This is a genomic window from Acidovorax sp. Root275, from assembly GCF_001428965.1.
Lineage (GTDB): Bacteria > Pseudomonadota > Gammaproteobacteria > Burkholderiales > Burkholderiaceae_C > Acidovorax > Acidovorax radicis.
Genome location: NZ_LMJH01000001.1, coordinates 735,191 through 758,349 on the forward strand (window position 1 = coordinate 735,191; position 23,159 = coordinate 758,349).

The window sequence follows — 23,159 nt, forward strand, 5'->3', positions numbered from 1 at the left end:
GCGAAGCGATCAGTCTTCTTCTACGTGGCTCAGGCTCAGGCCGATCGCACCCCGCCTGCGCAGCCAGGGGCTGGGGCGGTAGCGGGTGTCGCCATAGACCGTTTGCATGTTGAACAGCACTTCCAGAATGTTGGTGGGGCCCCAGCGGTCGCCCATGGCCAGGGGACCGAGGGGGTAGCCCAGGCCCAGGGTGACGGCGGTTTCCAGGTCCTTGGGGGAGCAGATGCCTTGCTGGCAGATGTCGCTGGCGATGTTCACGATGGTGGCCACCACGCGCTGCGTGACAAAACCACCGCTGTCGCGGATCACGCTCACGGCCTTGCCGTCGCGGGCGAACAGCGCATGCACCGCATTGCGGATGTCCACGCGGGTGGCCGGGTTGGTGGCCAGTACGCGGCGCTTGGTGGCGGCATCGTCGATCAGCATGTCGATGCCGATGGTGCGGGCGGGGTCCAGGCGCTCGACCACGGCGACGGTGGTCACGTCAAAGCCCAGCGGCGCGACCAGCGTGATGGCCTGGGGCGAGGGCGATTGGCCGGTTTCGATGGTGGCGCCCAGCTCCTTGAGCAGCTGGTACAGCTCGGCGCGACGGGCGGCGCGGGGCGAAACCCACACGGGGGGAATCTCGGTCACCACGGGCGGCGGGGCCTCTGCGGGTATTTGCGCCACACCGTCCACGTAGCGGTAGAAACCTTCCCCCACTTTCTTGCCCACCACGCCACCCGCCAGGCGCTGCGCGGTGATCACGCTGGGGCGAAAACGCGGCTCGTCGTAGTACTGGCGGTAGATGGATTCCATCACCGGGTGGGAGACATCCAGCGCCGTGAGGTCCATCAGCTCGAAAGGCCCGAGCTTGAAGCCGACCTGGTCGCGCAGGATGCGGTCGATGGTGGCGAAGTCGGCCACGCCTTCGCCCACGATGCGCAGGGCCTCTGTGCCGAAACCGCGCCCCGCGTGGTTCACGATGAAGCCGGGGGTGTCTTGTGCCTGAACGGGGGTGTGGCCCATCTCTTTGGCGTAGGCCGCCAGGGCGGTGCAAATCGCGGGGTCGGTCTTGAGGCCCGCAATGACTTCCACCACCTTCATCAAAGGCACCGGATTGAAGAAGTGAAAACCCGCCAGGCGCTGCGGGCGCTGGAGCGCCGCCCCAATCGCGGTCACGGACAGGGACGAGGTGTTGGTGGCCAGCACGGCATCGCTGCGCACCACGGACTCCAGTTCGGCAAACAGCTTCTGCTTCACATCCAGCCGTTCGACGATGGCTTCGATCACCAGGTCACACGCGGCCAGATCGGTCACTGCCTGCACCGGGTGCAGCCGCGCAGCGAGTGCCGTGGCTTGATCCGCATCAATGCGCCCTTTGGCGACCAACTTGGTCCATTGGTCTTGCAGCGCCGCCTGGGCGGCCTGGGCGGCGCCTGGGGTTGCATCGAGCAGAAAAACCTGGCTGCCGGCCTGCGCGGCGATCTGTGCAATGCCCCGACCCATGGCGCCGGTGCCCACGATTGCGATGTTGGGAAACTGAATTTTCATAGCGCCATTATGGCTCTGGCGTTGCGCGGGACTTATGTGCAAGAATGGACCGCACCAAAACAGAACTTATTGTGAAAATCCGTAACGCCATTTTTGGGACCGGTCTGTGGATGGTCGCTGCGGGCGCCTCGGCATTGTCTTTGGGCAGCAGCAGAGGCGCGGTGGTGTTGGGTGCGCCGGTGGATCTGTCGTTCGATATCCAGCCAGACCCGGGCACCGATCTGGCCTCTGCCTGCGTGACCGCCAAGCTGGTGGCAGGGGACACGGCGATTGGCGATGCGAACGTGCGGGTGGTTCCCTTGCCCGACATGCGGGGACGCTTACCGGCGGTGCGGGTGCAGGCCGCCGTTGCGGTGGACGAGCCGGTATTGATGGTCACCTTGTCGGCGGGATGTACGGGCAAGATCACACGTACCTACACATTCTTTGCCGAGCTTCCGTCCACGGTGGCTCGGTCGGCATCACCGGTCGATGTCTCGCGGCTTCCTTCCGTGGCCGGAATGGGTGTTGAAACACCTCGCCCGGCCCAGGGTTCAACCGGCCCGCGCCCCAGCGTGGCTGCGGCATCTCCTGCCGCTCCTTCTCCTTCGGGATTGCCGCCCCCGCGACCCGAAAACCGGCCTGATTCTGTGCCAGCCCCACCGGCGGCCAAGCCTGCGGCGCGCCTTGCACCCCCACGGCCCGCAGAGTCGGCCACCACACGCTCCCAGACCCCCGCCGTTGCAGCGCCGCCTGCCAAGAACAAGGCGCCAGCAGTGCCCAAGCCTGCCGACCGGGCCCGCCTTGTGATCGAGCCGCTCGATGTCTGGGTGGACCGCCCGCTGGCGCTGCGCACCTCTCCCGAACTGCTGGTCCTGCCGGCAGACCAGCCCTCGGCCCAGCGTGCCCAGGCTGCAGCGCTCTGGAAAGCACTGAACGCCCAGCCCGAGGATGCCAATCAGGACAGTGATCGGCTCAAGGCCTTGGAGGCCGATGTCGCCAACCTGCGGGCGCAGGCCGCCCGGGACCGGGCCGCCGCCGCGCAACTGCAGCAACAGCTGGAGCAGGCCGAGAGCGAGCGATTCCCCGCCACCGTGGTGTACGCGCTGGGCGGATTGCTGCTGCTGGCGCTGTTGCTGGTGGCGTGGGCTTGGGTGCGGATGCGCAGCGCCTCCGAAAAGGCGGTGCGGGCATGGCGCGATTCCGTAGCGGCGCTGGGGGGGCATGACGCCCTGGCCGAACATGGAGCTGCGCTGGGCCTGGCCCCACACCCCAGTGACGACTGGATGCCGTCTGACGAGCTTGCTGAAGTCCGGGCTCCCTCCGCTGATTCAGCCGCAGCCCCGCTGGTGACACCGTTTGTGGCCACGGCCCCATTGCCCAGTGCGCCTGCCCCCCTGAAGGCCATGGCCCCGGCAGCACCCCCTGCCACTGCACCCCGTCCTGCACTGCACATCGTCAGCCCGGAAGAGCTTTTCGACATCCAGCAACAGGCCGAGTTTTTCATTTCGGTGGGTGAACACCAGCAGGCCATCGAAGTGCTGAAGAAGCACATCGCTGAACGCGGCGCGACTTCGCCACTGGCCTATCTGGAGCTTTTGCGGCTCTACCACACGCTGAGCAGGGTGGAGGAGTTCACGCAACTGCGCACGCAGTTCATGCAATCGTTCAACGCGCAAGTGCCGGAATTTGCCAGTTTCCACCGCACGGGCCGCATGCTCTACCACTACACCGATGCGTTGGCCGACATCGAGGCCGAATGGACTTCTCCGTCGGTGCTGCAACTGCTCGAAAAGCTGCTGTTCCGGCACGACGGTGCCGGTTCGGTCGAGCCCTTTGACCTTGCGGCCTACGACGACCTGCTGTTGTTGCTCTCCATTGCACAAACCACGCCCGCGAGTGCCAGAGGGGAACCGGCACCCCGCAAGCGCACCACACCGCTGGCGGCGCCCCGGGTCGAAACGCAGGTGCAGCAAGAACCGCTTCAGAAAGTGCCGGCCAAAACAGACGCATTGCCGCAGGACTCGCGCGCGGCCAGCCTGGAGTTCGACTTTGACGGAATGCCTCCCGTTGCGGGACGTCCGCCCCAGGCCGCAGTGGTCGCAGCTCCCTCGGTGCTGGATGGCGACACGCGTGGTGCGGCGCTGGATCTGGACCTTGACCTGTCAGAGCCGCCCCATCTCACGCTCAGTGATTTGCCGGCCGTGCCGGTGACCGCCTCCCCGCCCCCGGGTCAGGCCGTGGGTTTTGGCATGGACAACGACCTGGTCGAACTGCGGCTGGAGCTGGAGCAGAAGAAGACTGGCCGCAAATAGGGCGCCAGGGCGCAGCAGCGCCTTTTCAGGGCTGGCCGTTTGTTTACGTTTTCATCTGGCGCATCAGCTGCGCAACGGTGGCTTCGGGGTCAGTCGCATTGACGATGGCGCGAACCACCGCAATCGATCCCACGCCCGTGGCCTGTACCTGGGCAAACTGCTCGGCGCCGATGCCGCCAATGGCCACCTGGGGATAGCTGCGCAGCAGGCGCGCGTAGACGCCCAGCCGGCCCACGCCCTGTGGGGCCGTGGCCATTTTCTTGAGGGTGGTAGGGAACACGGCGCCCATGGCGATGTAGCTGGGGCCTACGGCATCTGCTCGCACCATTTCCGCGTAGCCATGGGTGCTGACACCCAGGCGCAGGCCTGAAGCGCGCAGCGCTTGGAGTTCATCGGGGGCCAGGGCATCCAGATCTTCCTGGCCGAGGTGAATCCCATAGGCACCTGCCTGGATGGCCATGCGCCAATGGTCATTGATGAACAGCAGGGCGTTCGTGCCCTTGACGGCCTGCACCGCCGCGTGCACCTGCTGCGCAATCGCATGAGGATTGGCCGACTTGAAGCGAAGCTGCACCGTGGGTACACCTGCACGTGCCATGCGGCCCACCCAGTCGGCGTCGGGCAACACGGCGTACAGGCCCAACTGGCCAGGACACGGGGCGAACGCCTGGGCACGTGGCACGGGTTGCAGGCCAAAATCCTCCGGTGTGTCGGGCCATTGCTCTGGCTGGAAGGCGCCGGTGCGCAGGCTTTGGGCCAGCCAGGCCTGGGCGAGGCATTCCGCGTCGTGGGCAATGAAGCCCAGCGTGCTGCAAGCCTGCAGGGCTGCCAGGTAGGCGGGTTCCTGTCGCGCGGGCTCCGGGGCAGGCTCTGCGCCAAAGCCCGCGAAGGTGGCGGCGTGGTGCGCAAGAATGGCCTGCACCATGGCGCTGGTGTCGTCACGCATGTTGTTCATGGTGCCAAAAGGGGGTGCCGAGCACGGGCGTGCTGGGCTGGGCGGCCTCCTGCGCAGCCATGGCACCGGCCTTGCGCGCGGCACGCCCGGCATTCACGGCGTCGGCGAAGGCGCCTGCCATGGCCACCGGGTCTTGCGCGAGTGCGACTGCGGTGTTCAGCAGCACGCCGTCGTAACCCCATTCCATCACCTGGCAGGCGTGTGATGGCAGGCCCAGCCCGGCGTCCACCAGCAGCGGCACGTTCAGGCGCTCGCGCAGCGTTTGCAGTGCATAGGGGTTGACGGGGCCACGGCCTGTGCCGATGGGCGCGGCCCAGGGCATCACGGCCTGGCAGCCCACATCCACCAGGCGCTGGCACACCACCAGGTCTTCGGTGCAGTACGGCAGCACCTGAAAACCTTCCTTGATGAGGTGTTCCGCCACGCCCACCAGGTTCAGCGTGTCGGGCTGCAACGTGTAGTCGTCGCCGATCAGTTCCAGCTTGATCCAGGGGGTGTTGAACACCTCGCGCGCCATCTGTGCCGTGGTGATGGCCTCTTGCGCGCTGTGGCAGCCGGCGGTGTTGGGCAGCACGGGTACGTTGAGCTTGCGCAGAAGCTCCCAGAAGCTGCTGCCGCTTTCGGCCGGGTTGCTGCCCTGGCGGCGCAACGACGCGGTGACCATGGCGGGCTGCGCGCGCAACACGGCGGCTTCGAGCACCGCAGGGGATGGGTAGCGCGAGGTGCCCAGCAGCAGGCGGCTCGCGAACTGCTGGCCGTACAGCACCAGAGGGTCTTGGGGCGTCGAAGTGGTCATATTTTTACTATCTTTTTAATAGCTGCTCGCGCTTGATGGAAAAGCGCTAGGGGCCAATTTTTCTCAAAATTGCAAGCCAGGGGTCATCCCCCCGTGACGGGCGAGATGATTTCCACGCGGTCACCGGGCTGCAGGGCCTGCGCGGCGTAGCGGGTGTTGGGCACAAAGTGGGTGTTCACGGCCACGGCAAATGGGGGGCGGGCCGCGATGGCGGCCACGGCATCGGCCACGGTGGCACCCTCGGGCAGTTTGTGCAGGATCTGGTTGATGGAGATGTTCATGCGAAGGCGGCGACCGCGCTGGGTGGGGGCAGGGGGGCGGGCTCCAGTTCCAGCGCGAGGTCAAAACGTTGCGAAAGCTGCGATTGTCCCGCGTTCAGCACTTCCAGCGTCACGTCCAGCAGGGCGGGCGCGATCATGAAGCCGTGGCGGTACAGGCCGTTGATCTCCAGCACGCCCCGGCGCGGCTGGCGAATGGCGGGCAGGTTGTCGGGCAGCGTGGGGCGGCACTGCGTGGCCAGTTCCAGAATGCGGCCCTCTGCAAAGCCGGGGTGCACGGCGTAGGCGGCGGAGAGCAGCTCCAGCGTCGATCGCACGCTGGCGGGCGAGAGGTCGTCCGATTCGATCTCGGTCGCACCGATCACGAACAGGTGGTCCGGCTTGGGGGCGATATAGATGGGATAGCGCGGGTGCACCAGCCGGGTGGGGCGTTGCAGCGTGACATCCGGTGCGTGGATGCGCACCACCTCGCCCCGCACACCGCGCAAAGCCGGCCATTGGGCCTTGGCGCCGAGGCCACGGCAGTCCAGCACCCAGTCGGGCTGGCCGGGCGCGCCGGGCGCAAAGGCCTCGGGCGACTGGGGGGTGTGCCAGTGCATGCGCACGGACAGCCGCTGCATTTCCACCACCAGCGCCGCCAGCAGCTGCCGGTTGTCGAGCTGGCCCTCGCCGGGCAGGTACAGGCCCTGCGCAAAGCGCTGCGCCAGCGTGGGCTCCGCCTGGGCCAGCGCGGTGCCGTCGAGCTTTTGCAGGGCTGGCAACTCGGGCACCGTCTGCTGATTGGCCTCCAGCTGGCGAGTCAGCCGCTGGGCCTCGGCCGCGTCCTGCCGGTGCCACACGATGAGCGTGCCGGCCTGCTGGAAGAACACGGGCTCGGCCAGCGCCGCCAGCAGCTGTGGCCAGCGGGTGAGGGCATGGTGGCCCATGCGCACCACACCAGGCTCGGTGATGGCCGATTCGGCCAGCGGCGCCAGCATGGCCGCGGCCACGGTCGCGGCCGAATGTTCAGCGGCCGGACTGCCTGCGTCGTAGATGTCGACCCGGTGCCCCTGGCGGGCCAGCTCCACCGCAAGCAGGCGGCCCATGAGGCCCGCGCCCAGAATGGCAAAAGAAGAGGGTTGAAGTGGCATAGGTCCGTCGGTGTGTCCGTGTGTTGGCTGGCAACCATGGACAAAACGGGGCGGTGCCGCTCTTGGAAACTCCCCACGCCAGCATGACCTGGATCGGGTAGCGGGGCCACGGTGTGGGGCAGGCAGTGCCGTGCAGCGCTGCGTGCGGGCCCCAGGGTATTTCTCAGTCGCACACCAAAAGCGGTGGGACACCCCTGTTTCGTCCGGAAAAATCAATTACAGCACAACCAAAGGCAGCCCTTTTTGCGCTAGCGCATAGGCCATAATTTTTGCCATGACTTCTTTGACCCCGCCGTCCTCCACGCCGTCTATGCCTTCCACACACCGCTATGTGCGTGTGCTCTCCATCGCCGGTTCCGACAGCGGCGGCGGGGCGGGCATCCAGGCCGACCTCAAGACCTTCAGCGCGCTGGGCTGCTACGGCATGACGGCCATCACGGCCATCACGGCGCAGAACACCTGTGGCGTGACGGGCATCCACGGCATACCGCCCGAGATGCTCCGGGCCCAGATCGATGCCGTGGTGCAGGACATTGGCGTGGATGCGGTCAAGATCGGCATGCTGCATTCGCCCGAAGTGGTGCGCGTGGTGGCCGATGCCATCCGCACCTACCAGCTGCCGCATGTGGTGCTCGACCCCGTGATGGTGGCCACCAGCGGCGACCGGCTCATTGCCGCAGAAACCGTGAGCGTGCTGGTGCAGGAACTGTTTCCGCTGGCCGAGGTGATCACCCCCAACCTCGATGAGGCCGGCTGGCTGCTGGGGCGCAGCATCAAGGGCGTGGAAACGCTGGATGAAGCCGCGCAGGCGCTGTGCGCGCTGGGTGCACGCGCAGCGCTGCTCAAGGGCGGCCACCTGCCCGGAGACTGGGTGGTGGACATTTTGGCCACCCGCAACGGCGTGCGGCAGCGGCTGGAGTCAGCACGCATTGCCACGCCCAACGGGCACGGCACCGGCTGCACCTTGTCTTCGGCCGTTGCGGCCCACCTGGCGCAGGGCCTGCCCTTGCAGCAGGCGGTGGAGCGCGCACGCGCCTACATTCTGGGGGCCATCGCCGCAGGGGCCAATGTGACCACCGGCCGTGGCCACGGTCCGCTCAACCACGGCTATGCGCCTGTGGCGCAGTTGGTGCTGTAGAAATTTGTTTGTTTTTGGCCTCTAGCGCTTATCAGGTAAGCGCTAGTAGCTCACAATTCGATAGCTATTCAATGGCCCCGTGGCCGTGTGGCCCAGGCCAGCAAAAAGCTGAACGCCAGCGCCGGCAGCGCTGAACCCGCGCCCGGTACCACCTGCGGAGCCAGGTGGTAGACGGCAATCCCCACCAACCAGATCGCCACCGGGGCCGCATTCACCCGGCGTGCCGCAGCCAGCAGCGCGGGTGCGTTGGTGCCAAACGCCAGTCGGCCCAAGATCACCCCAAACAGTGGCACAAACACCGAGCTGAGCAGCAACAAAAACGGCTCCAGGCTGTGCATGGGCAGCACCAGTGCGAGGCCTGTGCATACGGCTGCCATGGCCAGGCCCCACTTGCGCACGCCCCAGCGTGGCAGCAGGCTGTGGGCCGACACCGCGCCCGAATAGGTGTCGCCATAGGCGTTATCCACCTCGTCGATCAGGATCAGCGACAGTGCGATCAGCCCGCCCTGGGCCAGCAGCAGGGCCTGCACCAGGTCCTTGCTCGGCAGGGTCAGCGCCACCAGCACGCCGAGCGTGTAGCACCACATGTTGGCCAGCGCGTAGCCCAGCCAGGTGCCGCGCAGCGCCGATCCACCATGCTTGCCGTGGCGCGCATAGTCGGCCACCAGAGGTAGCCACGAGATCGGCATGGCGATCACCAGGTCCAGCGCGGGCAGCACGCCCATGCCGCCTTCGCCCTTGCGCGTCCACAGCGCTTCAAAACCCTGGGCCTGCGCCAGCGACAAAAACTGCCACGACAGCCACAGCAGCGAAAGCACCACCAGCGGCAGCGCCACGCGTGCGATCACCTTGCGCACCAGCTGCACCATCGAGCCGCTGATGAGCAGCATCACCACGCCGCCCCACAGCAGCGTAGCCAGCACGGGCCAATGCGCGCCGGCCATGGTGCCGGACTGTTGGCCGATGGCCACCGTGGCATCGCGCATCACCACCAGCTCGAACGTGCCCCAGCCCACCAGCTGCACGATGTTCAAAATGATCGGCAGGCTGGCAAACGTGCGGCCGTACACCGCGTGCATCAGCCCGGCGCTGGCCAGGCCGCTGTCGCAGCCCAGCTTGGCCACCCAGCCCAGCAGGCCCGCGCCCACGATGGAGCCGCAGACGATGGCGATCAGCGCCTCCTGGGTGCCCAGCGCAGGCATCAGGTACGCGCCCACCTGCATGACAAGCAAACCCACGCCCAGGCTGAACCAGAGCGAGGCGTGGTCGTGCCACTGGAAGACACGGCGGTCGGGGGCAACGGGGACCAGCGCTTCGTTGGTGGAGGGCGCGGCGGGTGATGAGGACATGGATGGCTCCGTGGCAGTACAGAGCAGGGGCGGCCCGCCAGCGCGCCCCAAAGTCAATTCATTCTGGGCTGTGCCGAGGCGGACGTGCTTCCCTGCGCGAGGATGATCTCAATCAGGTTCAAAGGGACTCTCTCAGTCGGTTCCGGCAGGCCGGTTCGACACCCCTAGCGATGGCGCCCCAAAAGGAGCGCGGTCCTATTGTAGGGGGAGGGTCAGCGCTTGGCCTGGGCAATCGGGATCGCGTAGTGCATCACGGAGTCGCCGGAGGTCGGGTGGTACTGGGCACCGTAGATTTCCAGATCCGGCCCCAGGGTGTGCGACGGGCCGGCCGATAGCAGCCAGCTGGAGTAGATGTAGTTCACCGTCGCATCGACATTCTGCGCAGGGCCCCGGTGGGTGAAGCGTGCATAGGTCGATCCGGGGATTTCCAGGGCCACCATGCCCGGTGGCAGCGCACCGGGGCCGCGCACTTCGATGCATGCCAGGTAGCGCAGCTCTTCCGTGTGTGGTCCTGCTGGCGCCACGACGCCATAGCAGACCCCGGGCACGGTGTTCGCAATCTCGCCCAGCCGGGGCAGGAACTTCGCCCACAGGGGCGGCAGTTTCTGGCCCAGGTTGTTCTTTTCGGAGTCGATGCCGTAGTAGTCTGTGGGCAGCCCGACCAGCTGCATGGCGGGCTGCTGCTGAATGTCGGGTTCCAGGGAAATGTTGTGGTGAATGTGCGCGAGGTAGCTTTGGTCAAACCGGATCTTGCGCACGAACAGCGAGCGGTTGCCCATCTTGCGGTACTGCGACGGCGTGAGCCGAAAGCAATCCCTGAATGCGCGCGTGAAGCTCTCCTGTGTCTCGTACCCCGACGCCAGCGCAATGTCGAGCACGCTCAACCGTGTGTTGGTCAACTGCTCCAGCGCCCGCGAGAACCGGCGCGACCGGATATAGGTCTTGAGGGTTTCGTTGGTCAGCGCCTTGAAGATCCGCTGGAAGTGCCACTGGCTCATCGCTGCGGCCCGTGCCACCTCGGAAAGCTGGATATCGGATTCGAGATGGGCCTCGATGAAATCGATGCCCTCCTGGATTTGCCGGAGATAAAGCACAGTGGCGTCCGTTCAAGGGGTTTCAAAGAAACCGGTCATCGCAACCAGGCGATTCTGGTCGTTGTACCGGCCGTAGCTCACGCCTTCCCCGATCACCTGCCCGCTGCCATCCACCATGTTCCACTTGGCGATGCTCTGCTGGTTGTGGCTGGCGAAATAGTGGGTCACAAAATGCCCACCGGGCACTTGGCTGTGAAAGTTGTCCATGTAGGCCGTCAATTGGTCCCAGCCCTGGGCGGTGGCCAGCGGGTCGTTGTAGGTGCAGGCGGGGTCGAGGGACTGGGTAAAAAGGGCTGTGCGGTCCGCGGCCGAGTCGGTCTTCCACGACGCGGTGTAGGTGTCCCAGATGGATTGAAGGGGTTGTTGGCTCACGGTGTGCTCCTGATGGGTGAATGGAGACGCCATCGTGCCGGGCGCTTGTGCGCCTTTTTGACATTTTGTGCTTATTTGTGCGCCGGGCCGGCTTGGCAAGCAGCGATGGTGCCCTGGCCCGCCGGGGCTACGCGCTGACGGACGGCGCCGATCCCGGTGCCACACCCAGCAACTGGTGCAGCCGTGGGCTGGTGGTGGTGTATTGCAGCGCCACCTTGTCGCCCTTGAGCGCCTCGGCGGCGCCAAAGGCGGCCAGAGTGGCCTCGTGGAAGCCGCACAGGATGAGCTTGCGTTTGCCGGGGTAGGTGTTGATGTCGCCCACGGCATAGATGCCGCGCACGCTGGTGCGGAAGGCCTCGGTGTCCACCAGCAGCTGTTTGCGGTCCATGGCCAAACCCCAGTCCGCAATGGGCCCAAGGCGGGGCGAGATGCCCAGCACGGCCACCAGCAGGTCCAGCGCCAGGGCGCGGGTGCTGCCATCGGCGTCCACCACCTGCAAGGCGGTTAGCTGGTCACCAGCGGTTTCGATACCGGTGATCTGCGCGGCCTCGACGTGGATGCGGCCCGCATCGCGCAGTTGCTGCAGGCGCTGCAGCAGGGCATCCGGGGCCTGGAACACATCGCGGCGGTGCAGCAGGCTGACGCGGGCGGCCTGGCCGTGTTCGGCCAGTTCCACGGCGCGGGCCACCGCAGGCTCGTCGCCGCCGTGCACCACCACATGGCGCCCGGCCACGTTGGCCGTGGAGGGCAGGCTCTGGTAGTGGACCTGTGTGCCCACAAAGCGCTCGATGCCGTCCACCTTGAGCGTGCGCGGCACAAAGGCGCCCACGCCGGCGGCAATGAACACGCTGCGGGCCAGAAGCTGCGCACCTTGCGAGGTTTCGACCAGCAGGCGCCCATCGGCGTGCACGGTGAGTGCGGACACCAGCGTGTTCAGGTGCCACTGGGTCTTGAACGGTGCAATCTGCTGAAGCAGCAAACCGGCCAGCTCGCTCCCGGTGCACACGGGGATGCCCGGGATGTCGTAGATGGGTTTGTCGCCGTACAGCTCGACGCACTGGCCGCCCGCATGGGGCAGGGCATCGATCAGGTTGGCGGTGATGCCTTGCAGGCCCAGCTGGAAGACCTGGAACAGGCCCACGGGACCCGCGCCGATGACGACGGCGTCGGTTTCTTGAATCATGCTCAAGCCACGCGCGCAGCGCCCGAAACTGGCGCTGCCAAAGACCTGTGCCACCGTGGAACTGGCTTTGCCAGGCCACTGGTGGCGTCCCCCTTGGGGGATGGTGCGAAGCGACTCAGGGGGGTCACTTGACTAGTTCGTTGACCTTGCCCGGCTTGCCGTTCCACTCGTCGGCGTCTGGCAGCGCGGGCTTGCGCTTGGTGATGCTCTTCCAGCCGTCGGCAAAGGACAGATCGGCGTTGAGCTTGATGAAGGCGATCTGGTCGGCCGGCAGGTCTTCTTCGGCAAAAATGGCGTTGGCCGGGCATTCGGGGATGCACACGGCGCAGTCGATGCATTCGTCAGGATCGATGACGAGCATGTTCGGGCCTTCGCGGAAGCAGTCCACGGGGCACACGTCCACACAATCGGTGTACTTGCACTTGATGCAGTTTTCGGAGACGACGTGGGTCATGACAGGAGTTGTGTGGGTCGGTGAAAACCCTCAATTTTAGAAGCTTTCACCGACCATTGGTTACAAGGTCCCTCACCCGGATGGGGTGACTGGGGTTTGGGGCACTGATCTAGATCAGTTGACCAGCACGGCACCGGCCGTTTTGTGGCTGGCGGTGTCCACCAGGATCAGCGATCCGAGCACGCGGGCTTTGCCGAAGGCCGCTGCGGGAATCGCCTCTTGCAGCAGCAGGTCCACATGGCCGATGGCATTGGGGTCGAGCTGGGTGGCGGCTTCTTCGGCCAGCGTGTTGATGTTGAGCTTGTGCACCACGGCTTTCACCTTGGCCTTGACCCAACGGTGGCCGTGCAGCGCCCAGTACACGCGGCCTGCGACCAGGGGTTCGTCGTCCATCCAGGCGATGGTGGTGCGCAGCTCGCGGCTGGCGGGCCAGGCGGGCACGCTGGCTGGCGTGTCAAAGTCGTCTTCGGCGGGGGCGGCGACAGCAGGCGCCGCCAGAATCCAGTCGCCGCGCGAGACATCCACCTCGCGGTCCAGGATGAATCCCGCGCTGGTGCCTGCGGGCACATCCGTGGGGCGGCGTGCATGGTCCAGCACCTGGGCCACGGTGGCCAGCTGGCCGCTGGGGAAGATCTGCACGGGCGTGCCAGGCGCTACGTTGCCCGAAGCCACACGGCCCCAGAACACGCGGCGGCCTTGGCTGGTGTCGGCCGATGAGGATGACGACTTTTCGACCCACTGCACGGGGAAGGCCAGGGGCAGGCCCGTATCGGCCGGGGTGTTGGGCAACTGCTCCAGCACCTGCAGCAGCGTGGGGCCTTCGTAGCCGCACCAGCCCGCGTGGGCGTCCACCACATTCCAGCCCTTGAGGGCGGAGACCGGCACCGTGGCGCGCACGGTGATGCCAGCCGCCTGGGCGAAGGACTGCAGTGCGCCCTGGATGTGTTTCCAGGCCAGCACGGGGTCTTCCACCGCGTCGAGCTTGTTCACGGCAAACACCAGCGAGTGCACGCGCAGCAAATGGGCCAGCAGGCTGTGGCGGCGGGTCTGCGGCAGCAAGGCCAGGTCGGCATTCTTCCAGTCGAGCTTGGTGGCATCGACCAGCACCACGGCGGCGTCGGCGCTGCTGGCGGCGGTGACCATGTTGCGTGTGTACTGCTCGTGGCCGGGGGCGTCGCCGATGATGAACTTGCGCTCTTCGGTGGCGAAGTAGCGGTAGGCCACGTCGATGGTGATGCCTTGCTCGCGCTCTGCGCTGAGGCCGTCGGTCAGCAGTGCCAGGTCGGTCTCGCCCTGGCGCTGTACGCCGGCAAGGTGGTCCTGCAGCACGGCCTTGCTGTCCACCAGCAGGCGGCCGATCAGCGTGCTCTTGCCATCGTCCACCGAGCCACAGGTAATGAACTTGAGGGCGGAAATATGGTTATTTTTGCCGCTAGCGCTTGTCTGGATTGCGCTGGAAGCTATCGAATTCATAGTGGTCATCAGAAGTACCCGTCTTTCTTGCGCTTTTCCATCGAGGCATCGCTGGTCTTGTCGTCCATGCGCGTCGCCCCGCGCTCGCTCACGTCGGCGGCCAGGGTCTCGATCACGATCTCGGCTGGGGTGGCCGCCGTGCTCTCCACCGGCGCGGTGCAGGTGATGTCGCCCACGGTGCGAAAGCGCACGTCGCGCGTCTCCACCACGTCGCCGTCGCGCGGCGGTGTCAGTTCGGTCACGGGCATCAGCAGGCCCTTGCGGTCCACCACCTGGCGCTTGTGCGTGTAGTAAATGCTGGGCAGGCCGATCTGTTCTCGGTCGATGTACTGCCACACGTCCAGTTCGGTCCAGTTGCTGATCGGGAACACGCGGAAGTGTTCGTTCGGCTGCAGGCGGGTGTTGAACAAGGTCCACAGTTCAGGCCGCTGGGCCTTGGGCTGCCATTGGCCAAAGCTGTCGCGGTGCGAAAAGATGCGCTCCTTGGCGCGGGCCTTCTCTTCGTCGCGGCGCGCGCCGCCGATCAGGGCGTCAAAGCGGAATTCCTCGATCGCTTCGAGCAGCGTGACCGACTGGTGCACGTTGCGGCTCTCGCCCGGGTGGGCCAGGCGCACCGTGCCGCGTGCCATGGAATCTTCGACGCTGCGCACGATGAGCTCGGCGCCCAGTTCCTGCGCACGGAAGTCGCGGAAGTCCGTCACTTCCTTGAAGTTGTGGCCCGTGTCGATCATGAGCAGCGGGTAGGGAATGCCACCGCCGCTGGCCTTGGTGCCAAAGGCCTTTTCGGCGCATTTGAGCATGACGAGCGAATCCTTGCCGCCCGAAAACAGCAAGGCGGGGCGCTCAAAGGCGGCGGCCACTTCGCGCAGGATGAAGATGGTTTCTTCTTCCAGAGCATCCAGGTGCGAGTTGTTGAGGTGATAGCTCATGTTGTTGTTCTGCAGCTGTGCTGCATCGGTGCGGGCGTTCATGGTCGGATCTGCGGCGGAGTCAGTGGGCAAGATGCAGCCCACACTCGCGGTTGTCTTCGCCCTTGGTCGGGTCCACGTAGTCGAAGTTGTTGGGCAGGCCGTGCTTGACGCAGTATTCGTGCAGGTCCTTGGACGACCAGTGCAGCAGCGGTGCCACCTTGATCAGGCCATCAGGGTTGATGCTGACCGGGTCCATCTGCGCGCGCACGGCGGTGTCGGTGGCACGCAGTGCGGTGAACCACACCTTGGGGGCTGTCTCGCGCAGGGCACGGGCAAAGGGTTCCAGCTTCACTTCTTCGGTGAAGAAGGCGTGGCGTGGGTCGTCCAGGGCTGGTGTTGCGCCTTCTACCGCTTCGCGGTGTGCGCGTGAGCGGCGTGGCAGGTAAATCTGCAGCTTCAGGCCCAGTTGCTTCGTCACTTCGTCGGCAAAGCGGTAGGTGGCCTCAGTGTTGTAGCCATTGTCCATCCAGACCACCGGCACATCAGGGTTCACCTGCGTGACCATGTGCAGGATCACCGCTTCGAAGGGGCGGAAATTGGTGGTGACGATGGATCGCTCGCCCAGGCCCAGCGCCCAGGCTACCAGGCCGGGGGCGTTGCGGCCGAGTTCGGCGTTGACGAGTGTGAGGTCGAATTGGCTCATGGTGTGGGGTTCTAGGGTATACGTGGGCTCAGGGCTGCACTCAAGCAGCAGCCCGGCTGACAAACAGCGGCTGGGGGTTCACGGCATCGCCCTGGTAAAAGCCCGGGAACAGCGCAAACTGGCGCTGCGCATCGGCAGCGTCCACGCCCTCGGCCAGCACGGCGCTGCTGAAACCCGTGCGCTGCATCTGCACCAACTGGTCGATCAGCACGTCGCCCGTGGCGCGGATTTCGCCCTGAAAGCCACGGCGGCGGCGCAGCAGGAAGGCTTGGCTGAAGGCGCGGCCATCGGTGAAGTTGGGGAAGTGCAGGTCCACACGTTCCACACCATCGAGCGGCAGGGCCATGGCGTCGGCATCGTTGGGCAGGGCCACGGTGCGGGCGTCACCCTCTGCGGGCGGCTGGTGGTCTTGGGCGGCGAGTAGTTTCAACATCATGTCTGTGGGGCTGTGCGGTACGGCGCTGTGCGGGCTCAGGCGGCAGCGGTTTCTGGTTCTTTGTGGCGCGCTTGCTTGGCGGCTTCCTTGAACGGGTCCAGGCCTGTGCGGCGCACGGCCGACTGGAAGGTTTCGCCTGGTTCGCGCAGGTCTCGGTACGTGCCGAGCACGGCCTCGATCACGTCGGGCACTTCGGCGGCAGAGAACGAGGGGCCAATCACCTTGCCGGCCACGGCCGCGCCCGACAGGTCAGAACCGTCGGAGCCGCCCAGCGTGACCTGGTACCACTCCTTGCCGTCCTTGTCGACGCCCAGGATGCCGATGTGGCCGCTGTGGTGGTGGCCGCAGCTGTTGATGCAGCCGCTGATGTGCAGGTCGATCTCCCCGATGTCATCGAGCTCGTCCAGGTCCTGGTAGCGCTGGGTGATGGCCTCTGCGATGGGCAGCGAGCGGGCGTTGGCCAGCGCGCAGAAGTCGCCGCCGGGGCAGGCGATCATGTCGGTGAGCAGCTGCACGTTGGCGCTGGCCAGACCCAGGGCCTTGGCTTCTTGCCACAGGTCAAACAGGCGGCTGGCGTGTACCCAGGGCAGCAGCACGTTCTGGTCGTGTGTCACGCGGGCTTCGCCGGCGGAGTATTTGTCCACCAGGTCGGCCAGGGCGATCAGCTGCTCGCTGGTGGCATCGCCGGGCGACTGGCCCGGGCGCTTGAACGACAGCGTGACGGCGCGCAGCTGCTGATTTTGGTGGGCGTGCACGTTGCGTTTGAGCCAGCGGCCAAACATCACATGCTCGGCAGCCTGGGCGTCCAGTGAGGCCTGCAGGGCAGCGGGGGGCACGTCGGCAATGTCGGCCAGCTTGGGGGTCACAAAGCAGGCGGCCACGCGGTCGAACTCGGCCTGTGGGATGGTGTGTGGGCCACCGTCGATCTCCACGATCTGGCGGTACTCTTCTTCCACGTCGTCGATGTACTGCTGGCCCTCGGCCTTGACCAGGATCTTGATGCGTGCCTTGTATTTGTTGTCGCGGCGGCCGTGCTCGTTGTACACGCGCACGATGGCCTCGATGTAGTTCATGACCTGGTTCCAGGGCAGAAACTCGCGGATCACTGTGCCGATCACGGGCGTGCGGCCCATGCCACCGCCCACGAACACCTTGAAGCCGATCTCGCCAGCGTCGTTCTTGAGCACGTGCAGGCCCACGTCGTGCCAGCCCGTGGCAGCGCGGTCGTCCTTGGCGCCGCTGATGGCGATCTTGAACTTGCGCGGCAAAAACGCGAACTCGGGGTGCAGCGTGGTCCACTGGCGGATGATTTCCGCATAGGGGCGCGGGTCCACGATCTCGTCCACGGCGATGCCAGCCAGCGCGTCGGTGGTGGTGTTGCGGATGCAGTTGCCACTGGTCTGGATGCCGTGCAGCTGAACGCTGGCCAGCAGGTCCATCACGTCCGCGCTTTTGGACAGCGGAATCCAGTTGAACTGCACATTGGTGCGGGTGGTGAAGTGGGCGCAGTTCTTGGGCAGGAAGGTGGTACCCAGCTTGCCCTGGCCTTCCATGGCGGCCTTGAAGACGGCCGCTTCGGGTTCGTCGTATTCGCGGGCGATCTGGGCCAGCACGCGCAGCTGGCGGCTGGCGATTTCGCCATAGGGCACGGCCACGCGCAGCATGGGCGCATAGCGCTGCACATACCAGCCGTTTTGCAGGCGCAGCGGGCGGAAGTTGTCTTCCGACAGCTTGCCGGTCTGCCAGCGCGTGAGCTGGTCACGGAACTGCCGTGCGCGCTGCTGCACAAATTGTTGGTCGAATTCGGTGTATTGGTACATCGTGGAGCCACTCAGATCAGAATCAGTTTGAAGCCTGCCCAGGCCAGCAGGATGGACAAGGCGGAGCGAATCAGGCGCTCGGGCGTGCGGGTCACCAGGCGCGAGCCCAGCCAGATGCCCGGCAGTGAGCCAGCCAGTAATTGTGCAAGCAAAGGCCAATCAACCGAGCCCAGCGAAGCGTGTCCCAGACCAGCCACGAGGGTCAATGGCACGGCGTAGGCGATGTCGGCGCCAATGATGCGCGGCAGGGGCAGCATGGGGTAGACCAGCAGCAGCACGGTGACGCCAATGGCGCCCGCACCCACCGAGGTAAAGGTGACCAGCGTGCCGATCACGGCGCCCATCAGGATGGGCAGACTCCAGTGGCGGGGGCGTGTGGGGTCGCCAGCGTGGTTTTTGCGGGCTGCGGCTTCGGCCGCCTGGCGCTGTGCAGAAAACGCAACCACCTTGTAGAGCGTGGCCGCCGCCGTCAGCAGCAGGGCAAAGCCCAGGGTGGTGGTCATGACACGCTGGGCGATGCCGCTCGCGGGGCCCATCACCTTGAGGGCCCACAACGCCAGCAGCGCGGCCGGAATGCTGCCCGCGCAAAGCTGGCCCACCACTTTCCAGGGCACCAGGCGCTGGCGGGCCAGGCTCACGGTGCCGCCCATCTTGGTGAAGGCCGCAAACAGCAGGTCGGTGCCCACGGCCATGTGGGGCTTGACGCCAAAGAAGAAAATCAGGATCGGCGTCATCAGCGAGCCGCCGCCCACACCCGTCAGGCCTACGATCAGCCCGACAGCAAAGCCCGCAAAAACAAACGCCAATTCATGCATGGGTGCGAATGTAGGGGACGGGCTTATGGATGCAAACTATTGTTTTGCTCTGCCAATATGCTCAATTTCTTATAAGCAAGTGTTGGCGTGGGTTTTTAAAGGGTTTTGGTACGGGCTACAGGCGCTCGGTGCCCAGCGCCCTGGCCAGCCTTGCGTCCAGCGGCAAGGGTTCGCTTTGCAGGCGGGCGGCCAGCAGTTCGCCGCACAACAGGGCCAGGGTCAGCCCCCGCGCACCCATGGCGGTGTTGACCCAAAGCCCCCGAAGGTCCGTGGCGTCCACGGGGCCGACGATGGGCAGGCGATCCGGCGCGGTACAACGCACGGCGGCCCAGGACTGCACGGCAGGGGCTGCCGCAGGCCCCTCTTCAGGGTCTGATGCCGCGAGGGGGGTGGAGAGCGCCCGGGCAAATGCGGGTTCCAGCTCCGGGGCTATCCCGGGCAGCAGGCCCTGCAGCTTGGCCCAGTTGGTGGCGTGGGCCGCCTGGACATCGGCGGCGGTGGGGGGCAGGGCCTCGACGTCGCGTTCAAAAGTGGAGCCCATTACCCAGCCGTGGTGGCCTATGAGGTTGTCTTCCAGCGGAAATCGAGGGACCAGGTTGCCGTTGCCATTGGCCGGAAACGGCAGCAGTGGCGCCGCAGGGTCCGTATGCACGCCCCAGGACACCTGCCCCCGCACCGGCTGCAAAAGCCAGCGGTGGTTGAGCAGCGGGAGGCTGCCCGCGCCCGCCGCGATGACCACGGTGGGCGCCTCGGCCAGCACCTGGCCCTGGGCGTCCAGCGCCTGCCAGATGGAGGTCGCTGGGCTGCCGTCGGCGGCAGGGCGCTCGGTGCGCCGCAACTGCGCCACCTGGCAGCCGCCTTGCCAGCGTATGCCGGGCTGCGCCAGCAAGGCCCTGGCCAAACGCGCAGGGCGAACCCAGCCCGCCTGGTGGTGCCAGCAGGCCGTGGCATCGGTGGGCAATTGGGCCTTCGCCAGCGTGGCAGGTGATGCAGGCTCGCTCCAGGCCGCGCCCGGCCCGTCTGCCCAGCCGGGGGGCAGGCCGGGTGTGCCATCGGTGCGGTGCTCCAGCACACCGCAATGGGCCCAGTCCACGCCCTCGCTCAGCAGCCAGCGGGCCTGCTCCAGCGTGGTGCGGATGCCGCTGCGCGACAAGCGCGAGAGCACGCTGTCATCCGGCGATACATGCGGCGCAAACACCCCAGCGGGCAGGGCCGATGCACCTGCCGCAGGCTCGGCGGCCTGATCCAGCACCATGACCTGCCAGCCGCGCCGCGCCAGGCTGGCGGCGGTGGCCGCGCCCGCAATGCCGCCGCCGATCACGATGCAGGGGCCGGGCAGGGCGGGGTCGGCCGTGGCCACAGGCTGGCGCGTGGTCCGCGGTTCCCAGCGCGGGTTGTAGGTGGCGTGCAGGTTGTCGCGCTTGGGCGGCACACCGGGCACACGGGTCACTTCAAAGCCACATTGGGCCAGGGCATCGCGCACAGCGCGTGCGATGGTCCAGGTGGCGAGTTGTGTACCGCGACGGCAACAGCGCGCTACGGCCTTCAGGGTGTGCAGGTCCCAGTTTTCGGGGTTCCGTTGGGGGCTGAAGCCGTCGAGGTAGATGGAATCCACCGTCAGGTTCTGCTGGCGCAGCATGGCCTGGGTGTCGCCCACATACAGGGTGAGCAGCACCCGGCCGTCATCAAAACGCAGGCGGTGCACGCCCGGCAGCAGGCCCCACCATTGCTGGTGCAGTGCTTCTGCCAACGGGGCCAGCTCAGGGTGGACTGAGGTGGCACGCAGCAGATCGGCTGCACTCACGGGCCAGGCTTCTGTCGATACGAAGTGCAGCAGCGTGGGCCGCGCGGGGTCGGCCCGCCACGCGGCCCAGGTCACCAGGAAGTTCAGGCCAAAGCCAAACCCTGTCTCCAGAATGCGCCATTGCGGCTGCCCCGCCCAGGCCTCGGGCAGGCCACAGCCGTTCAGAAACACCCGGCGGGCCTGGTCCAGGCCGCCGTTTTCGCTGTGGTAGCGGTCGCCGAAGCGGGGGCTGTAGGGGGTGCCGTCCGGCAGCCACTCGATGGGTTCAGTCATGAGAACGGCAAAAGGCCGGCGTGGCGCCGGCCTGTTGGAAAGAGAAGGCGGTTTTTACCGCGAACCGCTCCGGGGTGTGTTGCGCTGCGTCACGCACTGGGCGGGACGTATCCCGCCGCGGCGTCTGCGCCGCCGCCGAAGAAATGGTTTTCCATCTGCCGGGCCAAGTACTGGCGGGCGCGGGCGTCGGCCAGGTTCAGGCGGTTTTCATTGACCAGCATGGTCTGGTGCTTGAGCCAGCCCGCCCAGGCTTCCTTGCTCACGCTTTCCCAGATGCGCTTGCCCAGTTCGCCAGGGTAGGGGGGGAAGTCGAGGCCTTCGGCTTCCTTGCCGAGCTTGATGCATTGAACGGTGCGTGCCATGGGGTGTTTCCTTGTATGGAGCGAGCAAACAGGGGTTGCTCAGATGTTTTGGATATAAAGAACTGAAATCTCAGTAGTTCCAGTTTTGAAGAGGGCCTTCCAGAATGCGTTTCATCGGTGTTTTGCACCGAAATACATTCCCAAAAAAGAGGCCTCCAATGAACTTTCGCCGCGACTTTATCAAGTTTCCCTTCGCTGCCGCCCTGGTGGGCAGTTTGGCCCTGACGGCATTGCCGTCGTTTGCACAGTCTGTGACGCTGCTCAATGTGTCGTACGACCCCACCCGCGAGTTGTATGTGGAGTTCAACCAGGCTTTCTCCAAGCACTGGAAGGCCAAGACCGGCCAGGACGTGACCATCAAGCAAAGCCATGGCGGCTCGGGCAAGCAGGCGCGCTCCATCATTGACGGGCTGGATGCCGACGTGGCCACCCTGGCGCTGGCTGGCGACACCGACGCGCTGCATGCCAACGGCGGCTGGATCCCGAAGGACTGGCAAAAGCGCCTGCCGCACAACAGTTCACCCTACACCTCCACCATCGTGCTGGTGGTGCGCCAGGGCAACCCCAAGGGCATCAAGGACTGGGACGACCTCATCAAGCCCGGCATCAGCGTGATCACGCCCAACCCCAAGACCTCGGGCGGCGCCCGCTGGAACTACCTGGCCGCCTGGGAATTCGCCAAGCGCAAGCTGGGCAGCGATGCCAAGGCCAAGGACTTCGTGGCCAAGCTGTACGGCAATGTGCCGGTCCTCGACACGGGCGCGCGTGGCTCCACCATCACCTTTGCCCAGCGCAACCAGGGTGATGTGCTCATCGCCTGGGAAAACGAGGCCTACCTGCTCGAAAAGGAATTCGGCGCCAAGTTCGACGTGATCGCCCCCTCAATCTCCATCCTGGCCGAGCCCGCCGTGACCGTGGTGGACAAGAACGTGGACAAGAAGGGCACGCGCGCCGTGGCCGAGGCCTACCTGCAGTACCTCTACACCGAAGAGGGCCAGGACATCGCCGGCAAACACTTCTACCGCCCGGCCGTGTCTGACAAAGCCAAGGCCAAGTACGCCAAGCAGTTCCCCAAGCTGAACCTGTTCACCATCAACGATGCGTTTGGTGGCTGGGACAAGGCGGCCAAGGACCACTTTGCGGACAACGCCAGCTTCGACCAGATCTACACGAAGAAGTAAGTTCACCCCGAAGCGGCCTTCGGCCGCCTCCCCTCAAGGGGCGCCACCGCTGGACCGGCAGAGCCGGATCCAGGGTGGCGCTGGTCTGGCCACGCCCTCTGGAATCTTCTCTTATGTCCGCTCTTCTCATTGCCGGCAGCCCTTCAGAACGTTCACGTTCTGCCGCCTTGCTCGATGCCGTGGCCCAGCGCCTGTCGGTGCGGGGTGCGCTGGTGGACCGCGTCCACATCCGCGACCTCTCGCCCCAGGCGTTGCTGCTGGCCGATTTTGGCCACCCCACGGTGGTGGGGGCTATCGACCAGGTGGCCCAGGCCCGCGTGCTGGTGGTGGCCACGCCGGTCTACAAGGCGGCTTACAGCGGCGTGCTCAAGGTGTTCTTGGACCTGTTGCCCCAAACGGCACTCAAGGGCAAGGTCGTGCTGCCCCTGGCCACGGGCGGCAGCCCGCACCACATGCTGGCACTGGACTATGCCCTGCGCCCGGTGCTGCAGTCGCTCGGCGCCAAAAGCATCCTGCCGGGCATCTATGCCACCGATGCCCAGGTCACGCTGACGCCCGAAGGCTCCTACCATCTGAACGACGACATTGCCACCCGGCTGGACGAGGCCGTCAATGTGCTCGTGACCGAAACCCTGCGGCCATCGCCCGCCCAGGCCACACGGTTTGCGCCCGTGCATTTCTCCCAGGTGCGATGTAGCGTCTGACGCCAGCTCGGCGCTGCGGCAGGCCCGCAGTGCCAGCGCCACCTTCCTTCCCCTTCTTTCACCTTTTTTGATTTTTGCTGCGCCGGGTGCGCGGGCAGGGC

22 protein-coding genes and 1 riboswitch are annotated in these 23,159 nt (G+C 65.9%); of the genes, 4 read left to right on the plus strand and 18 right to left on the minus strand.

Annotated elements, in window-relative coordinates; translation table 11 throughout:
- Window positions 1-9 precede the first annotated feature (9 nt).
- Window positions 10-1,533, minus strand: a complete 1,524-nt coding sequence (locus ASE52_RS03400; protein ID WP_057223796.1) for a 3-hydroxyacyl-CoA dehydrogenase — start codon at window positions 1,531-1,533, stop codon at window positions 10-12.
- A gap of 71 nt (window positions 1,534-1,604) precedes the next feature.
- Here ASE52_RS03400 and ASE52_RS03405 point away from each other — a divergent pair, with 71 nt between their 5' ends.
- The gene (locus ASE52_RS03405) at window positions 1,605-3,827 is read left to right on the plus strand and encodes a hypothetical protein (protein WP_241776907.1); all 2,223 of its coding nucleotides are present in this window, start codon (window positions 1,605-1,607) and stop codon (window positions 3,825-3,827) included.
- Window positions 3,828-3,870: 43 nt separating this feature from the next.
- On the opposite strand, the gene thiE is transcribed toward ASE52_RS03405, so the two are convergent.
- From thiE to ASE52_RS03425, 4 genes are all read right to left on the minus strand, one after another.
- Window positions 3,871-4,773, minus strand: a complete 903-nt coding sequence (gene thiE, locus ASE52_RS03410) for a thiamine phosphate synthase (protein ID WP_057225163.1) — start codon at window positions 4,771-4,773, stop codon at window positions 3,871-3,873.
- A complete protein-coding gene (locus ASE52_RS03415) occupies window positions 4,766-5,578 on the minus strand; it encodes a thiazole synthase (RefSeq protein ID WP_057223798.1) in 813 nt (270 codons plus the stop codon). Before ASE52_RS03415 ends, thiE begins: the two co-directional genes overlap by 8 nt.
- Before the next feature lie 83 nt (window positions 5,579-5,661).
- The gene (gene thiS, locus ASE52_RS03420) at window positions 5,662-5,859 is read right to left on the minus strand and encodes a sulfur carrier protein ThiS (protein ID WP_057223801.1); all 198 of its coding nucleotides are present in this window, start codon (window positions 5,857-5,859) and stop codon (window positions 5,662-5,664) included.
- On the minus strand, window positions 5,856-6,986 hold the full coding sequence (locus ASE52_RS03425; RefSeq protein ID WP_057223802.1) for an FAD-dependent oxidoreductase: 1,131 nt from the start codon (window positions 6,984-6,986) through the stop codon (window positions 5,856-5,858). The genes thiS and ASE52_RS03425 overlap by 4 nt, the downstream gene beginning before the upstream one ends.
- A 274-nt stretch (window positions 6,987-7,260) precedes the next feature.
- On the opposite strand from ASE52_RS03425, the gene thiD reads away from it, so the two are divergent.
- Window positions 7,261-8,124, plus strand: coding sequence for a bifunctional hydroxymethylpyrimidine kinase/phosphomethylpyrimidine kinase (gene thiD, locus ASE52_RS03430; protein ID WP_057223804.1), 864 nt, complete (start codon window positions 7,261-7,263; stop codon window positions 8,122-8,124).
- A gap of 68 nt (window positions 8,125-8,192) precedes the next feature.
- Here the strand turns inward: thiD and ASE52_RS03435 are convergent, their stop codons facing one another.
- The 13 genes from ASE52_RS03435 to ASE52_RS03495 form a co-directional block, all read right to left on the minus strand.
- A complete protein-coding gene (locus ASE52_RS03435; RefSeq protein WP_057223806.1) occupies window positions 8,193-9,473 on the minus strand; it encodes a cytosine permease in 1,281 nt (426 codons plus the stop codon).
- Window positions 9,474-9,545: 72 nt separating this feature from the next.
- A riboswitch (TPP riboswitch) is annotated at window positions 9,546-9,649 on the minus strand.
- Window positions 9,650-9,685: 36 nt separating this feature from the next.
- Entirely contained in the window at window positions 9,686-10,567 is an 882-nt protein-coding gene (locus ASE52_RS03440; RefSeq protein ID WP_057223808.1) for a helix-turn-helix domain-containing protein, read from the minus strand.
- 12 nt (window positions 10,568-10,579) lie between these two features.
- Window positions 10,580-10,939: a nuclear transport factor 2 family protein gene (locus tag ASE52_RS03445; protein ID WP_010461256.1), complete on the minus strand. Its 360-nt coding sequence runs from the start codon at window positions 10,937-10,939 to the stop codon at window positions 10,580-10,582.
- A gap of 127 nt (window positions 10,940-11,066) precedes the next feature.
- The gene (locus ASE52_RS03450; RefSeq protein ID WP_057223812.1) at window positions 11,067-12,122 is read right to left on the minus strand and encodes an NAD(P)/FAD-dependent oxidoreductase; all 1,056 of its coding nucleotides are present in this window, start codon (window positions 12,120-12,122) and stop codon (window positions 11,067-11,069) included.
- Window positions 12,123-12,246: 124 nt separating this feature from the next.
- Window positions 12,247-12,576 carry a ferredoxin FdxA gene (gene fdxA, locus ASE52_RS03455; RefSeq protein ID WP_056744243.1) on the minus strand — a complete coding sequence of 110 codons (330 nt, stop codon included), beginning with the start codon at window positions 12,574-12,576 and terminating at the stop codon, window positions 12,247-12,249.
- Between the two features lie 114 nt (window positions 12,577-12,690).
- The gene (locus ASE52_RS03460) at window positions 12,691-14,058 is read right to left on the minus strand and encodes a GTP-binding protein (protein ID WP_057223813.1); all 1,368 of its coding nucleotides are present in this window, start codon (window positions 14,056-14,058) and stop codon (window positions 12,691-12,693) included.
- A complete protein-coding gene (cysD, locus tag ASE52_RS03465) occupies window positions 14,058-15,020 on the minus strand; it encodes a sulfate adenylyltransferase subunit CysD (protein WP_010461263.1) in 963 nt (320 codons plus the stop codon). The genes ASE52_RS03460 and cysD overlap by 1 nt, the downstream gene beginning before the upstream one ends.
- A 19-nt stretch (window positions 15,021-15,039) precedes the next feature.
- The gene (locus tag ASE52_RS03470) at window positions 15,040-15,663 is read right to left on the minus strand and encodes a phosphoadenosine phosphosulfate reductase family protein (RefSeq protein WP_010461266.1); all 624 of its coding nucleotides are present in this window, start codon (window positions 15,661-15,663) and stop codon (window positions 15,040-15,042) included.
- 40 nt (window positions 15,664-15,703) lie between these two features.
- Complete coding sequence (locus tag ASE52_RS03475; RefSeq protein ID WP_029413763.1) at window positions 15,704-16,093, minus strand: DUF934 domain-containing protein; 390 nt, start codon at window positions 16,091-16,093, stop codon at window positions 15,704-15,706.
- 41 nt (window positions 16,094-16,134) lie between these two features.
- Window positions 16,135-17,919: a nitrite/sulfite reductase gene (locus ASE52_RS03480; RefSeq protein ID WP_057223815.1), complete on the minus strand. Its 1,785-nt coding sequence runs from the start codon at window positions 17,917-17,919 to the stop codon at window positions 16,135-16,137.
- Window positions 17,920-17,930: 11 nt separating this feature from the next.
- Window positions 17,931-18,734: a sulfite exporter TauE/SafE family protein gene (locus ASE52_RS03485; RefSeq protein ID WP_010461277.1), complete on the minus strand. Its 804-nt coding sequence runs from the start codon at window positions 18,732-18,734 to the stop codon at window positions 17,931-17,933.
- A 115-nt stretch (window positions 18,735-18,849) separates the two neighbouring features.
- Entirely contained in the window at window positions 18,850-20,811 is a 1,962-nt protein-coding gene (mnmC, locus tag ASE52_RS03490; RefSeq protein WP_057223817.1) for an FAD-dependent 5-carboxymethylaminomethyl-2-thiouridine(34) oxidoreductase MnmC, read from the minus strand.
- Between the two features lie 89 nt (window positions 20,812-20,900).
- Window positions 20,901-21,173 (minus strand): oxidative damage protection protein, encoded by a 273-nt coding sequence (locus ASE52_RS03495; protein ID WP_010461281.1) that lies wholly within the window; start codon window positions 21,171-21,173, stop codon window positions 20,901-20,903.
- Between the two features lie 158 nt (window positions 21,174-21,331).
- Here ASE52_RS03495 and ASE52_RS03500 point away from each other — a divergent pair, with 158 nt between their 5' ends.
- Window positions 21,332-22,354 carry a sulfate ABC transporter substrate-binding protein gene (locus ASE52_RS03500; protein ID WP_057223819.1) on the plus strand — a complete coding sequence of 341 codons (1,023 nt, stop codon included), beginning with the start codon at window positions 21,332-21,334 and terminating at the stop codon, window positions 22,352-22,354.
- A 113-nt stretch (window positions 22,355-22,467) separates the two neighbouring features.
- Window positions 22,468-23,058: an NADPH-dependent FMN reductase gene (ssuE, locus tag ASE52_RS03505; protein ID WP_010461285.1), complete on the plus strand. Its 591-nt coding sequence runs from the start codon at window positions 22,468-22,470 to the stop codon at window positions 23,056-23,058.
- The last annotated feature ends 101 nt before the right edge of the window (window positions 23,059-23,159 follow it).